Origin of the sequence: Shewanella sp. M16, assembly GCF_018224605.1 — a bacterium.
Lineage (GTDB): Bacteria > Pseudomonadota > Gammaproteobacteria > Enterobacterales > Shewanellaceae > Shewanella > Shewanella oncorhynchi.
Genome location: NZ_JAGTUL010000002.1, coordinates 197,962 through 213,788, shown reverse-complemented (window position 1 = coordinate 213,788; position 15,827 = coordinate 197,962). Strand labels below are relative to the sequence as shown.

13 protein-coding genes are annotated in these 15,827 nt (G+C 40.1%); 1 reads left to right on the top strand and 12 read right to left on the bottom strand.

All coding sequences use genetic code 11. The features are described 5' to 3' along the window. Positions 1 to 124 precede the first annotated feature (124 nt). The 10 genes from KFE26_RS02285 to KFE26_RS02240 all read right to left on the bottom strand — a co-directional run bounded on the left by KFE26_RS02285 (position 125) and on the right by KFE26_RS02240 (position 12,807). Positions 125 to 2,179 carry an Ig-like domain-containing protein gene (locus tag KFE26_RS02285; protein ID WP_212599532.1) on the bottom strand — a complete coding sequence of 685 codons (2,055 nt, stop codon included), beginning with the start codon at positions 2,177 to 2,179 and terminating at the stop codon, positions 125 to 127. A gap of 264 nt (positions 2,180 to 2,443) precedes the next feature. Then, entirely contained in the window at positions 2,444 to 3,181 is a 738-nt protein-coding gene (locus tag KFE26_RS02280) for a hypothetical protein (protein WP_212599531.1), read from the bottom strand. 226 nt (positions 3,182 to 3,407) lie between these two features. Further along, on the bottom strand, positions 3,408 to 3,935 hold the full coding sequence (locus KFE26_RS02275) for a DUF1566 domain-containing protein (RefSeq protein WP_212599530.1): 528 nt from the start codon (positions 3,933 to 3,935) through the stop codon (positions 3,408 to 3,410). Positions 3,936 to 4,013: 78 nt separating this feature from the next. Next, positions 4,014 to 6,206 (bottom strand): DUF1566 domain-containing protein, encoded by a 2,193-nt coding sequence (locus KFE26_RS02270; protein WP_212599529.1) that lies wholly within the window; start codon positions 6,204 to 6,206, stop codon positions 4,014 to 4,016. Positions 6,207 to 6,217: 11 nt separating this feature from the next. Beyond that, positions 6,218 to 7,129: an outer membrane beta-barrel protein gene (locus tag KFE26_RS02265; protein ID WP_212599528.1), complete on the bottom strand. Its 912-nt coding sequence runs from the start codon at positions 7,127 to 7,129 to the stop codon at positions 6,218 to 6,220. Next, a complete protein-coding gene (locus KFE26_RS02260) occupies positions 7,129 to 8,169 on the bottom strand; it encodes a hypothetical protein (protein ID WP_212599527.1) in 1,041 nt (346 codons plus the stop codon). The genes KFE26_RS02265 and KFE26_RS02260 overlap by 1 nt, the downstream gene beginning before the upstream one ends. A 5-nt stretch (positions 8,170 to 8,174) precedes the next feature. After that, entirely contained in the window at positions 8,175 to 8,882 is a 708-nt protein-coding gene (locus tag KFE26_RS02255; RefSeq protein ID WP_212599526.1) for a hypothetical protein, read from the bottom strand. Positions 8,883 to 8,885: 3 nt separating this feature from the next. Continuing rightward, positions 8,886 to 11,672, bottom strand: a complete 2,787-nt coding sequence (locus KFE26_RS02250; protein WP_212599525.1) for a TcfC E-set like domain-containing protein — start codon at positions 11,670 to 11,672, stop codon at positions 8,886 to 8,888. Beyond that, complete coding sequence (locus tag KFE26_RS02245; RefSeq protein ID WP_212599524.1) at positions 11,669 to 12,238, bottom strand: hypothetical protein; 570 nt, start codon at positions 12,236 to 12,238, stop codon at positions 11,669 to 11,671. Before KFE26_RS02245 ends, KFE26_RS02250 begins: the two co-directional genes overlap by 4 nt. Positions 12,239 to 12,306: 68 nt before the next feature. Continuing rightward, complete coding sequence (locus tag KFE26_RS02240; RefSeq protein WP_212599523.1) at positions 12,307 to 12,807, bottom strand: hypothetical protein; 501 nt, start codon at positions 12,805 to 12,807, stop codon at positions 12,307 to 12,309. 327 nt (positions 12,808 to 13,134) lie between these two features. On the opposite strand from KFE26_RS02240, the gene KFE26_RS02235 reads away from it, so the two are divergent. Next, positions 13,135 to 13,665, top strand: a complete 531-nt coding sequence (locus KFE26_RS02235) for a DUF1566 domain-containing protein (protein WP_212599522.1) — start codon at positions 13,135 to 13,137, stop codon at positions 13,663 to 13,665. A gap of 52 nt (positions 13,666 to 13,717) precedes the next feature. Here the strand turns inward: KFE26_RS02235 and KFE26_RS02230 are convergent, their stop codons facing one another. Both KFE26_RS02230 and KFE26_RS02225 read right to left on the bottom strand, forming a co-directional pair. Then, complete coding sequence (locus KFE26_RS02230) at positions 13,718 to 14,449, bottom strand: molecular chaperone (protein ID WP_212599521.1); 732 nt, start codon at positions 14,447 to 14,449, stop codon at positions 13,718 to 13,720. Next, entirely contained in the window at positions 14,439 to 15,818 is a 1,380-nt protein-coding gene (locus KFE26_RS02225) for a fimbrial protein (RefSeq protein ID WP_212599520.1), read from the bottom strand. The genes KFE26_RS02230 and KFE26_RS02225 overlap by 11 nt, the downstream gene beginning before the upstream one ends. Positions 15,819 to 15,827 lie beyond the last annotated feature (9 nt).

Genomic DNA, 15,827 nt, shown 5'->3' with positions numbered 1-15,827 from the left:
TGATACTTTGGAGTTGAAGTCCAAAGCATAGTCCTAATATTTACAGTTGGAACACTGTTCTTATCCATTTCAACTGTAAATATAGAAATTGGAAATTAAAACGTTAAGCTCTAAACGTTCAACGTTAAGGCTCTGAAACGCAGGATGCGTAGCGCGGATAGCTCGGATCATTGAAGCTGCGGATGTTACCGTAGTTGAGCTGCACGGCATAATAGCCAGAATCTTTAGGTGTCACCGACCAATAGTAGCCGCCGGTAGGCCAACCGTGCGCGATAAACATATTACCAAATCCATCGAACAGTTCCACTTTTAACTCGCCACTCGTTGCTAAGCGCCAGTTAGTTCGCCCACCGATACTATTGGTGTTATAGGTGGCACAGAGTGCGTTTGCATTATTCCAGCTGAATAGATAGAAATCACCAACTGGGCCATCAGTTCCATTTTCAGTAGTAGTAGCATTTGCTGCACTGCCACCATTATTGTCTAAATAAGCAACTGATGGGGAGTTGGTAAATAACTTACCACTGCCAGTATCCACGATATCAACACATTCATCAGTTAAGCTACACACGACCAAAATGTGATGACTTGCCGTTAATCCATTCTCTGACTCAACTGTAATCGCGACTGTGGAGGGTACACTGACTGCAATCCCAGTCACAATGCCGGTTTCAGATACTGTTAGCTGATCAGTATTTGCACTATCCCAGTAAATTTTTTTCTTATAAGGATAACGAACACCACCTGCAGTGACACCATTCACCGCTAAGGTATTTTTAGTCCCCACTGCAATTCGATTGGGTCCAAAGACTTCTAACGCCACAGGTAATGCATCAACACAAGTTAAAAAATGGCGTGCTTGGGGATAAGAATCCGTACTTATTCCGGTGTCCAAATTGAATGTAGCAAAATTTGGAGAGGTCACGGCAGTTGAAGTCCAATACGATTGACCTGCTGGCCACCTTTGCTTATTGACTCCGCTGTACACACTTTGCTCCTGTGCAAATAAGCGTTCGAGCTCAGCTAACGTCGGCAGGCGAGCACCAATCGCGGTGCAATAGGCATCCGCCATTGCATAAGTATAAGTTGGTGTTAGCGAACCAGTTAAGCCATTACTTCCATTGCCCGTGACATAACCAACAAAGCCAATACTGGCAAATTGCGCTTGCTCTAATGTTAATGGCCCACTAAAGATTAAATCATCACCCACAGGAATATCAAAATATGGACCACCAACATTGATTTTTATCATGCCGACACCGTAACCACCCTTATGATCACTTACAACATAAGTAATATAGTGACTAGTGTTACTTGTCGGTTTAAAGGTGAATTTACGTCCGCTAAAGTCACCCGCTACTTGAGGAATGGCTAATTCGCCATTCCAACTAAAGACATCGATTAATTGTAAGATGTCCCCATCTGCATCAGAGATATAAGGCGCAACATCTATTGAGGCAGTAACACCAGATGCAATGATTTCAGGATAAGTAAAATCACTAGCAATAGGCGGGGTGTTATTATCGACAGAAACGGCAACGGCAATACTGCCCAATTTTAATTGATTACTGTCTAAACTATCGTGGTAACTGTACAGCAATCTGGCAACCCCATGCCAATCTGGCGTTGGTGTATATACTATGGTATTAACTAATTCACCCTTTACCGCAGTACCAGACCCCAATACCATAATGTAATCATCTAGCACATAATGACTCGGAATATTATTACCCGCATTTAACAATAATGCATTAACATCCAATGTTAAGGGCACATTTGTACTGGTAGAAACTGACAATGATGGAAAGTTTGCAGTCGGCAAACTGTAATCAGTGATGGCAACCCGACTGATACCGCTGGTATTCGCGGCGGCATTTGTTTTAGAAACTAAGGTATAACGATAATCACAAACTTTGGCATAATCTGCGGCAATAAAAAAACCCTTATCTGTCTGTGAGATAGGAGTGCAAGCAGTATCTTCCGTTAATAGGGTTAGATTGGCTAACCTTACAGTTGAGCCGTCCGAAACACGCCCCTGGCGAGTCACATCAACAAAGAAACTCGCTGATATTGGCGATAATTCAAATACATCTGGGGCAAAAACTACGGGCAAGACATTTATGTTGTCAGTTTTGCTATCCTCTGCACCACCACAGCCAGTTAAGCCAATAGTAGCCAAAAGCATTATTACTAAACAGGCGCTAACACTTCTTTTTACTAACCTTGCACTAAAGCACATTAAAATCCCACCCTAATTTTACGTGTTAATTTGCAGTACTCATTTACATCACTTTGAATATTGACACTGCATAATACGGCATTAACCTTATTATAACTGCTCATGCAACCACAGACTTGTAGGACAATTCCCAAGGTAAACGATGAAATGTGAGATTAATTAGACTAGTCATTTAACCGTGGATTAAAACAACCAAAATATTATCTATTCTATGGATTTAAATATCGCTTTCGCGCTGTCTTTATCGCGCCATTTAAGCTGCATTTGCTCGGCTGGACAGTACAATTTAGCATCTTTTCTAAGACCATTGATTTTTTTCTGATTAAACCCACTCAGGTTTGTATAGTAAATCGCCAACATAGCACCATACACATTGGTGTGCCAAATTTCGGCATAATGGGTTCCTAGTCGCCACAAAGACTCATTACCAGTGTATTCCAACAGGCATTTCTGCGTACTCACAGATATAGCACTAGGTTGGGGATTTGCGGCTAAATATGCAGGTTGCGATACTAATGGCTGATGGCTATTTTGATTTAGGTTATTAGCCAACTCATTTTCAGGGAAGAGCCCAATTTGCATCAGTTCGTGCCAATGGCCTTGCTCAAAGCTGCGCACAATAATTTTTGCATTTACATCTGTCACTGGCATTAACCCCAGTAAAAGTAACATAAATGGATTAAGTTGCTGCACCAATAATTTTTCATCATGATTATGCTGTGTTAACACAAATTCTAAGCGGGTAATGTCATCGACTGGCGCCACAATATTAAGCTTTAGCATGGGCAGATTGCCCATTTCAAACAAACGCTTATGCATACTAACATGGTTTACTTGGGCAAATAGTGGCTGGGCATAAAAATAAATTACAAAAAATGCTATTTTAATAGAAATAACCACGATTCTTCTAATCGGTAGCGTCAGAGAGTTGTATAATGACATTTTACACCCAATTTAACGCTCAATTAAATAATTCACCCACAATGCAATATGGCTACACCGCTATACATCAGCATGTTTTATAAAAAATAAATAAACCAAAAGCCAATTAGTAAATTAACCGGGCTTTAATTAAACACTCATTAAACAGCCATGCTTTATTATGTCAAAACACGGTCAAAACCTAATTTTATTTACACCCATTTTTCAACATTTAGCTTGTAGCAATTTATCTAGCATCACGAACTAAAAGAATACCGAATCTAGCTGTAAGATAGTGCTCCGTGCTGTGCCCAACGAAATTCGTAGCCAATTTTAGTACCCTATCTTTACTTTTAAGTGTAGAAGAGAGGATTTCGGGAACATTACTCGCAGTCGCAAATTTGAAAATATTTGTATTTATTAGTGGGAATGTACACTGCGTTTCAAGGATAGTGAACAATTCTTTAATGTTAGGTAAACGCCAAGTGTAGTGGCCTGCAAAACGATTATCGTTTGCGAGTATTAACCCTTCTTGGTAATTAGATAAAACATAAACACCATCACACGTTAAGTTTTGACTGTTCCATGTTTGTCCTAGTAAACAACGTTGCCACATCAGACCCGTTTTTCGGTCTGTAACAGTACCATCAACACCGTTTAGCTGAAAACGGCTGGCAGAGTTACTGGCTTGAAGTTGGTCGAAGCAGAGTTGTGCTGTAGCGCGTTCAGGAATTAACGACAGTACTACTACCATTAAAATTAAAAATTTTCTCATAACACAACCCTTACTCATTAATATCAACATTAACAAAATAAACATCAAAAAAAGATATTGTGGCCATTACAACATTCGCTATTTATTGTCTCGAACTAACATAATTACATTGGAAAAGGAGATAATGACACTATATTTATCAGAAACGTTAAAGGTAGCTTGATTACCAAAAAACAAAGTGAAATATGTAAATGTAGGCTGAGATACACTACCGTAGACCGCTGTATCCGAAGTCATAAAATAAAGCGTTCTATAAGGAAAATAGTTCCGATCCGTCGGAGCATACATTTGATCGAATATTAAAATAGTTGACAATTCGCTTCGGCTGGGAACATGCCAATCATTAAAACCGCACAGTTGTAACTCATTTATATCTACAGTATACCCTAGGGTGTCACAACTTGAGCCGTTACAACTCCCGCCATTGATTAAGCCAGCTTCACCGCCATTGGTATTATTATCGGGGCTATACCAAGAATAGGTGCTCTTATAATATTGAATACTGCTAGAATCATTTAACTTGACCTCCCACATGAGGTTGGTCACGTTATCAAGCACGCAGCTCCATTTAGTCCCCGCAGCTTCGGTGCCAGTGTCACTCCATTGGTTTGTTTGTATTGCTAAGGGGCTGCCATTGGCACCAATTTTTGTGAAATCAAATCCTCCAAAGCCGCCACCTTTTTTAGACAATGTCCCAGCGAGTGCGTCGGCATCCCGCCCGACATGGGCGTCTTGATTCGGGAACGGACCCGCAGCGGTCATGCAGGATATTCCTGGGAGTGGAATACTTGAACAAAAAGTAACCCCGGTATCGTTCAACGGAGTGGTGTCGTAAGCGCAGGTCAACGCCATTGGGACTAAATTATTGACCGGCTTAACTTCAGCCGAACCCGAAACAGTTAATTGATAAGCCTGATGGGAATCAGGTACTGTACTGTCGGCGGTCCAATATTGCACACCATTTACGGGCCAAACATTCCCAGCCTTTCCGCTGCTATTAAGCGCAGAGATTTCGGCAACTGTCGGCAGCCTTGCATCACGACTCAAGCAGACATTATTTGCCTGTTCCCAAGTGTATAACGGTGATCGGGCATTAAACGGTGGATGAGTATTTGCAGTGTCGGTATACACACTGGAGTATATATGTTCGGCTTCATCCGCTTGATTTTGTGTCATAGGCGCAAGCATTAATACTCTGTCGATTAATACATCTGGATAAATATCCTCTTGATATATTATTTTAATTAAACCTACCGCCTGAGCGCCTTTAGCATCTTTCATTACATAACTAACATAATAGCTGCCTGGGCGATTAGGCGTTGTAATAACAAGGGAAGGATTTGCGCCAAGGTTCGGTGCTATCACTAAATTCATGCTGATTACTTCTTGCAAGGTCAAATTTAACGCTAATACTTCGCTAGGAAAATTAAATGTTTCCGTTAAATTGCCCTTAGCGCCCGTATCATATAAGAGTGTAATTGGCGCTAAATGTATTGTTGGTAGCGCAGCTTGGCCGACCGCAATATCAATATAACCAACAACAAGCTGAGTATCTTTCTCCCAGCTATAGAGTATTCGATGAACACCGTACGCCTTTAATTTAGGGGTGTATTTTATGGTGTAAGCACCTGTACCAACATCTTGTGATTCCGTCACGAGACCTTCACCAAGCAAGATAAATGTAAAGTTGCTCACGCCGTGGGCCGCATCACCGTGAACAAGACTGAAATCAATGACAACTGTCGCATCATCTGCCACAACTTCACTTATGGGGGCTAAGCTAAAATCGACTAACCTTGAGCTAATGACAACGCGACTGGTTGCCGTAGCGGACTCAGTGTCATCCGCAATTCGTCCACGCTGTTGATTTTCGACTAACTCAACCCGGTAACGATAATCGCAAATCGCTTCTTTTTGAGCCACGATATTAAAGCCGTGATCATTAATATTGAGCAAGTGGCATTCAGGCGCATTTGATAGTGATTCAACAGCTGCAATACGAACAGGCTCATCGTCCACACTGCCGATATATTCCCGTAGGTCAACAAAATAGCTGCTGTATTCCGGTTTTACCTGTTGCTGGGTGTCAACGGCAAACACCAGTGACTCCACAGGCATTACTGGCGGCTCAATAATAGGCGGTTCAATAACAATGGGCGGTTCAACCACAGGAGGCACAGATTCAGTATCGCCCTCACCACCGCCACAGGCGGTTAAGCATAAAACAGCCATTAAAAGTGGCAAGGCTAATAGAGGTTTTAACTTGTTCATCATGAGCACCATTATTTTTGACCAGTACGAGCTTGGTTTTTCGGCTGTCGTTGCAAAGTTTTACAATCATCTATCAACTGCGGGATACGTAAGCGATCACCAGAATGCACGACATTAGGATGACGACCGCAGCAAGTATATTGCTGATTCGCTTGCATTAAGGCTTGATAACTGATGTTAAAAGAACGCGCAATTTGCATCAAATGATCACCCTCTTTAATGGTGTATTCGACAATATGCAACGCCTTTGGGCAGGGCTTAATATCAAGAATATTAATAGCATCGATATCGCTAACGGACTGTTGATAATTCAGCTCAACAGCGGTTAATGCTTGGCTGGGTGATGTCGCGGAATGAGTTTCTACTTTTGCCTCAGCGACCTGACTTGATTGAGTGCTTTTTTTAGACTCAGTTGCTATTGCCTGAGAGCCAAAACGGTATTCGACACCAATGCGCAGGCTATAAAGATCGCTCTCTGACGCATTATTAATACTGCTGCCATAGCCATTAACAAGCCACTTATAGCCAATATCTAAAGACCATGCTGGGCTCAATTTATATTGCAAGCCAAAACTCACGGCAGGAATAACATCATCGCCTTGATAAAACGCACCAGCGCCAAGGTGCAAACTCGCGTAGTCACTCACGGGATAACGACCTATGAGTTGCAACGTACTGCCGTGCAACGTTTGCTGCTGGGCATCTTTACCTAGTAACCCGTAACCTAACTCAGCGCTCAAATATGGATTAAAATGGAATCCACTCCACAGTTCAGCGCCAAAATCAGTGTCGGAATTATCGTCTTGGTTATTAGCACTCACGTTACCTGCAGCACCAATATAAATAGATTGAGCGAATGATTGAGCCGCTAAAAGACTCATCAATAAAGTGCATAACGTAGAAAATCTATTTATCGTCATCATTACAAATTAACCTCAAACATGACAATAAAGTTATCGCTATAAGTGCCCGTTTCAACCTCAGTGATATCAATATTGTCGTAACTCACATCAAGGTTAAAATTAATGGTTGTTTTATTGCTCCCACTAGCTGTAACCACAACGGAATTGTGATTTAACACTCCAGCAGTAACAATATTCGTCTGTGAACATGCGCCATCGCAGACAATTGAGTAAGGTATATTCGTCGGGCCTACGAGTTCATAGTCGCGAGCACTAAAACTCATTACTAGCCCATTAGAAAAATAGCCATTTGCTTGTATCGAAAAAGTGGTTGTTGCTGAAACTTTTTGGTTTATTTGATCATATATTGGCGGCATAATGCCATTACCAATGACCTCCACTGAAGTTAAAAAACTGGGTTTATGCTCAATTTGTATATGTAATGTCTGAGGCAAAGCACGATAAGTGGTTGTCCCATTATCGGAGAGATATTCATAATAAATAATGACCGGTAATGAACCTGTAAAAATACCTTCCTCTTTGTCACTGAATCTGGATGCAATATTCTCAGAACGTCCTATAAAAATAGGCCTAATGAAATAAAATGGTTGTCCAGAATCTTGCATATCAAGAGAAAAAGGAGCTACACAGTACTCACGGCGCCTAAGAAGAAAACTATTACCTGATGTTACTGTGGTTTCACCGCAAACATTACTAATACCATTGCCGACGCCTTCAGATATGGTCGGATTTGCACTTCCTGTATTATACTCAACACCCACAAGATATATAGGTAATGTAAACGAACTAGATGGTCCTGATACAGGGACTGAAATACCTCCGTTTGAAATAAAGGCTCCTGGTCTCCAACTTTTTGTGTGTTGCAGGCCAAAAACAGGCTCCCAAGATGTTAATGTTTGATCAATCCCTGTAATTGAGGGCATTGCATTATCCCAACGCAATACGCCGCCCTGAATCTTGCCATTGAGGGTAAAAGCACTCGCCTGCATCGACATCAATAAACTAAAAAATGATACCCACATAAAAGTACGTATTGTCATTTTACTCACCGAGTTAATGCTACTGTATGCTGTTGCTTATAGGTTTCGTCATGGTTATACGCTTTGACGACTAATGCATCCTTACGCAAATTTTCAGGTAATGAAATCATTCGTTTACGGCCAGCAATAACACGTTCTGTGAGGCGACAATTTTCCTTTATGCTTGGGCTACAATAATCAATCACAAAACTCACTAAAGTATTACCTTTGTTGAATACTTCAAGTGACTCACCCCTATTTTTAATATCATAGTTAATACGACCATTTTTCGTCGGAATCACATAAATAGCGGCATAGCCATAATTAATATTCACAGTATTATTTGGTGTTTCACCTTCGGCAAAATAAGGAGCAGGTTCAAAGGCGACTGAAAAAACCATGTCTCTCTCAATTGCACATTTTTCACCACACAAAGCTCGAATACCTATGTCCTTAGTGATTTTTCCATCAAGAATTAGCTTCGGGTGAGTCGTCATTATCTTCCAAGCATCAATATTTTCTTTATTATATGGCGTTCTTACTATGCTTTGATTTTGATCAACATTAATTTCTTCAATTTTAGTTGTGATATAACTGGCCTGTTCAAAATCATTTGTTAATGATATTACCCCATTCCCTTTTGGGTCCGAAATTAAAAACATAGTGTCTATCACTAGTGCATTAGCCTTCGAAACAATAATAAAAGTAAATAAAATAAGCATTGACTTGAACATGGATTAATCCCCTTTAACAGGTGTGTATTTTGCAATAGGTTGATAAATAATGCGACTTTCAACATCATTTTTAGCGAGAAGTAATAGCACTTCGATCGCCTGCTTCATCTCGGCTGATAAATCCGCCTGCGCATTAGGTGTTTGTAAAAATATCGCCTCATCATCCCCAATAGACTTTCTAATTAACTTATCTCCATGTGAAGCCAAATTCGTAATATGAGATGAGATGACTTTATTACGCTCAAAAATTCCTAAGTAATAAAGCTGTGTGAGTTCACCTTCATTTAATAGTGAAACCTTAGTCAGCGGTGCAATATCCGGTAAACAAAAATTACTGCCAAAATTGAGTGTATCTGCACGTTCATATCGCTTAGGCACAATACATTTATTATTGTCAGAAACTAATTCAAATGGCAGCCCTTCCATTAACGAAATCTTGAATACGCCATCCATGAGCTTTTGCACATCAACACAACCTACACCGTTACATTTTATATGAGTAACGGTTTGGTCAAAAACATCTGAAAAAGATGAAATAAATGAGACAATAGGTCTTAAATTCGGTTTAACCTTTGCCACTGTCCCGGGTAATGAGAAGCCTGTAAAACTGCTGTCACCACTGTTATGTAAAGCAACACTTTCAGTATCAAGGTTGACATCATAGCTATCATAACTGTTGAGTCCTATTAGGCTTTTTTTATCATATATAAATGATTTATTCTGTAACTTACCATTGCGACGAAGTGTCATAAAACCATAACTATCATCAGATTCTTGTGCATCAATATCAACTGAAACATAGGCATCCGCTTTATCACTGGTAAAATTAACACTATTACCGGTGATAACCTGAGTGCTCGACACATTACCAGAAAAACCCAGTTCATTATTTGTATCAGCATAACTATAGCCACTTGCTTGCCATTGTGCCTGCCGCGTACTAGCGGTCAGCATTGCCTCTGACACATTGCTACTTTCATCTCGATTAAAATAAGATTGGCCTAACTGTACGCTGCTATTAACATTCGAAAATGGAAGCACATTATCGGCTTTAACCGCAACTTTAGCTTGTTGTAACGCATCCTTATTAGCGTAAAGTGTTGAGTGAGCACTCAAAGTTGTTGATAAAGGTACACTCCAGTTGATAGTTGCACTTAAATTATCATTTGTGTCTTGATAGTCGATTGAAAAATCGAGCATTGAATTAGCAATCCACGGCATATTAAAGCCTGCAGTAATGCTGCGATATTGATAACCAACACTGACACCTAAAATATCTTCTATATTAGAGCGGTCTACATCACTGCGTTTACCTTGGCTATAAATAAAATAACTGTTTATACTATTAAATCGATAACTAGTACTAAAACTAAAGCGATTGTAATCACGATCACCATACATATAGCTTGCTAGTGACTTATTTACATCGACATCATTATTAGTAAAATTTTCATACTGGATTGCAAAATAATCAGTACTAAAGAGTAAGTCTAGGTGGTTTGAACCTGAGTCAAAATAAGTAGTAACCAGATTACTTCTCATATTCAATGGAAAATACACTTGCGCACCAAGCTGTCCCGCATAGGAGTCAGCGGCACCAATGACGCCAGAACCCACAACCAATGATGACAAGGGGCGATACGCGAGTAAACCTTTATAAAGCACAGCACCATCTAGCTCAGATTGAGCATGCGGTTTATCAGCAGAGGTATAGAAAGCCCTAGATTCGTCTAAACGTCCGACTGCTAATGCATAATCAATATCGCCTAAACGTAGACGTTCATTTGCTGAGTTGTATATTTGCTTGACCTCTGAAGATACCACATTACCCGCAACAACAATGTCGATTCTTATTTCATAGCGACCCGTTGGTAAATCTTCATATGTGATAAACCCTTGCCCCTCTGATACCGTTATTTGTTTAATAATTCTTTCATCACGATAAATAATCAGCTCTGCTGGGCCTGGAGCAAAAAAATACAGTTTTTCATAGCCAGACATTTCTCCGGTCAGCAGATTAGAGGATGAACCTATGGTCACGGATGTTTGTTCAAACTGCGAATTGGTTGTCAAAAAATCGGTCGCGTTGAAACTCACGCCATTTCTAAATTTTCCGGCATATAGGCGTAGACCATCAGATTCAACATCGTATGATAGCTGATATAAATCAAACTGTTTTTCGTCGTTACGGGATAAATAGTTAAAATCAGAACGTAAATTGCCATACGGCAAACCCAGCAGAGTTTGATCGCTCAGCGAATAGCTACTGGTTTGACCCGCGTAGCTACTCGCATAAACTGCAGTATGGTTAATCAGTGCCGAATGTTCGTTTTTTGAATCGGCATAGACTAGCTCAGCCGGAGCTGTTAATAAGTATTTAGGATTTATAAACAAACTTAACTGGTTATTATCATAATCATATAGCGTTGCAAACGTTTCAGGTAAGATAACACACTCATCCATACGCCCACGACATTGCATATCATTACTGACGCCTACGGCTAATGCTTGCAGTATTGCATTGCTCAATTCAGCATTAATTTGATTAAATTCTAAATATTGAATTAATGCTTTTTGTGTCTGTAACTTATTTACGGTAAATTTTACCGTATCATAGTTAACAGCAAGCTCAATAGTGTAGGATTTACTGCCATCTAAATTTTTAAGCAGCACTTGTCGCTCAGAGAATTGGTATAAGTCCTCAAAACCTGATGGAATATGACGTGCGAAAGTAATTTCATGGGCACTAAAAAATATTAACAGCACTAGTACTAAATTAATTTTTTTCACAATGAGAATTCCAACGCGACGGATATTTGACCATAACACCGAGAAATAGCATGACCTGGCGGCACTGTGGGCAATGGATTAAAGTCAAGCCTAAATTGATGAGTTGCACTTTTGAATCCTTGATCATTACCGTTAAATCCAGCAATAGGTAAAAATTCATTTAGTGCAATACTTGCACCATCAATAACCACTGCAACCAGTGAAGAACCTAATAACGTTATCGACTCGGCAATAGGAAGAATACTCATATCAGCCGTCACACAGGCTGAATCATTTTTAGTTAAAAAAATATTATAATTATTTAACACTGCAGACGTTGGGATATCGGTATTTATTTGTAACTCAGTTAATCCAGAAGCAAAACTTCCAGTATTGCGCTCAAACAAAACGGTTAATCTTTCAGGGTGAAACCTTATCAGCGTAAATGTATTACCAAAAAAATCGTTTTTATCTATCTCAGTGGACAGAGGAAAACTCTTTGCTACTGGCGCAGCAAAAGGCTTAACCAAAGGAAGGCATAGCAAAATAATTAAAAAGCACGACTTAATTAGTGTCAACCTAGGCATACGACTCACTTTAGTGTAGGGCATCCGACATTGGCAGGGTTAAAAATGTCGGACGCCACTCTATTTACTTAAACGTTTTGTGCTGCAACAACAGTAACTTGTACCTGCACTAACTCACCAGATGTTGTACCCGCATCTGCGTCTTGCGATACTGTTAAACGCAGAGTGTCAATGCCTGTATCAACAGCTCCCGCACCTAACACTTCTCCGATGTTCCATAGAGTTCCATCATTTTGAACTTCTAAGTTAAGGCCAGTCGTAGCTGTTGTTGTATAGTTCAGTAAAGCACTAGACAGAGTCCAGTTTGCGACTGTGATATCACCAGGAGTTACACCATCAGTGGTTTCATGCGCTTCAAGAATAATAGTGCTTGACGTAAATGAACCACCGTTAGCAACAACTAAAGTACCGCCACCAATAGCGCCGCCAGCGAGGCCGGTGATCATGATAGTATCGCCACCTGTTGAGCCAGGAACCATACCATTCCATACAACTGATGCTGTCGGATCTACCGCATAAGCAGAACTAGAAATTGCTACAGCGGCAATCACACCGGCTAATTTTTTCATTGTAAACATTTTATCCATCTCCATATTTAAGGTTAAGACATTCGGCTTATTTTATAAAACGGTATTTTGTAGAATAAGCAATTTGAATGTATTTTCATTTTACATTTTTAAAACTGATGCGACGCCAGACCACTCCAAAAATCTTGTAGGAAACATCCCACCGCAGTTTTAGAACTTAAATTCTCAGGACAAACGTGATACTTCGTGATAAAGGTCACGCTTTATTCCAATAACCTTCATTTAGATTTATTCAATGGAAAGAAAAAGACTACAGACGCTTATATTTAAATCGCTCAATATAAAATATCTTTATGTATGTACTTAGATATGAATCAAATGAAAATAAGAACTACCTACATAGCACTCATAAGCCTGAGTTTAAGTGTGTCTATTCCTGTGAATGCATTTAATAAATGTGACTATGGCGATATATTAGGAAAAACTGTAACGCCACAATTTAAAATACAATCCGAAGCAACTTTCAAGCAAGAACCGACTAACTTAGTCTGGTCAAGATGCGTTCTTGGGCAAAGCTGGGATGGCAAACAGTGCTTAGGCAAGGCTTTAAAGCTAAATCTTGATGATATTAATCGTCATTTGGTTAGATACGAACAACAAGCGGAATTAAAGTGGCGGCTACCTACTTCATTTGAATTGGAAAACTTATACTATTCAATCTGCTCAAGTCACAGCCTTAAAAATATACTACTCCCTAATTTCTCAGCGAAATATCTTTGGACTTCATCTAAGTCTTCGGGTTTAACACCTTACTACCTAAATATCACCAATGGATACTTAGGGTTGTGTGAACAGTCAAAATGCAAATTCAATGTTTTACTCGTCGCTAGCACTATATGAAATTATCTTTATCAGTAAAATAAATCAATGCCATTTCAAGCTCTAACTTTCCTTACTTAATTTTTATAGCATTGGCCACTTTATGAGTAATTGCCCCATTATCTTCGATAAAATCGAAACTGATACTGATCTCGCTCTCATCTCGTATTTGTTGAAGTTGAGGAAAAGTTAGTAACTTTTCAGAAAATGGCGGCAGAAAATCTGGTTCAAGAGAAATCTTGTGTTCACCCGCTAAGACGGATAATTGGTTGTAAACCATGAATAACGGCGAGTCATTTTTGATATTCAATCCTTTGTCTGTTAGCGTAAAACTCTGCATTTCAGGCCGTTTATCGACGGCAGTCATGAGTGATTTGGGGCGAAAAAAAACCTTCAGCTGAGTTCTTATTGTCAACATTAATAACTGGCCATTTTGTTCCATCTGAACTTCAGAAGGTTTAGGCGGTACCTCATAAATATTCAACCAATACATTTGCTCGACTGATAACGGCATATTCTCAAGAATATTGATTAAGCGGATATTTTTTTGCTCGCCCGCCGCCATTTTAAACATCGCCGGGGTAGCAATGATGGGCGCTTTGGCTGTTTCGGGCGTGGAGTCAACTTTACCATCATCTATCCATAATTGAACCACAACCGGATAGTCGTTGAGATTAGCTAGCAACAGATTTTGCGCGGGCTCATCGTTAAGCATAACAACACGGCTTTTATCTGTTACAACACCACTCCAGCAAGCAAAACTATTACATAAACATATGAAAAATAAAGCTGTTTTATTGAACACGTATAAGCACCTGTGTTTGCGCATAATATCTCCCAGCAGTAACGGCTTGACCCGGCAGTTTTGTAAAAATGGCCTGATAGTTATCATGGAAAATAATGGTCTGTTCTAGCGGGTCATAATCAATGGCATTGCCTATAAATTGGCGCCAACCGTCTTGCGAAGGGTCATACGACAGCCCTGTTCCAATAGTTGGATAATCCTTAAGCAAAAAAGGCTGAGTTAAGCCATCCGTTCTTTCGAGTTTAACTCCGACCCCCTTAGCAAAACCTGCCGAACCATAGTTATTGCTAAGCAAGTGACTTACTGCGGCTGAATCAGTTAATCCTAAGCTTTTTGCCTTTGTAAAATTTGTCGCTGCAATTTTAAAACCCACAGCAAAATTACCTAGCTTAGTGCCTGACGTTATATCACCTTGACAACGATATTGTAATTGAATATTAGCTGCGCTTGTTTTCCCTTGCTCTAACGCCATCACTGACATAGTAGGAAATAACACATAGGGCGTCACACTTGTAACATAACATCTTGCCGGAGTGCGCCGCACTATCAGTTGTTGGTATAGACTGATGTTACCTGGCCATTGCGAATAAAACCCTGGATAATGGGATATATGGTCAAGCCCTTCAGTTGGATGGAGTATCCCCGGCCCACCAAATGCTATATAGGCTGCCGGCTGGTTATATGTATAGGCACTCACATAGGGGTTGGCTTGGGCACTCGTTCCGTCATACCCGCGCACAGTTCTAATTTGGAATAATTCCAATGTGATATCTGTGAAATTTTTTGCTTTTACGAGTATGCGCCCTTGGCCATCACGGTCCAAATTGGTTAATGCGCGGTATTGCCATAGTCGAGAAAAATACCTCCCTGTTAAATTATTTTTTATCCTTAAAGCGACATTTCTGAACAAAGTTGCATAGCCTTTGTCAATACCATCTGCCAATCCATCTTCATACATACCACTATAAGCATCATCCGCATTTACAGAGTAAATCTCATAGAGCAAATTTTGGTCTTCTGGTGCACAACGATAAAGGACTTGCTCTGGGTCATACCCCCCCGTTTTACCGTAAGAGATGAAGGGCACAACACTAGACCCTAACAAGGTTCCGTTTGGCTGATAAAGGGTATCAGATACGTTGATGATTGGGAGATTCAATAAACCCCGATTTGCTTCAACTGCACCATACCAAATGCCCGTTTTACCATATGCAGGGTCGACATAATAGGGATCAGTGATAACCGTAGTGGTAGTTGAAATCCGCTGACAGGTTGCCTGCGCCTCAATACCTAATAATAAGCTATAAAAAAATACAGCTTTTATAAAAACACTACGCACAGAAACGGCTCCGTTTATCACTTTAAGCATTACTCTACC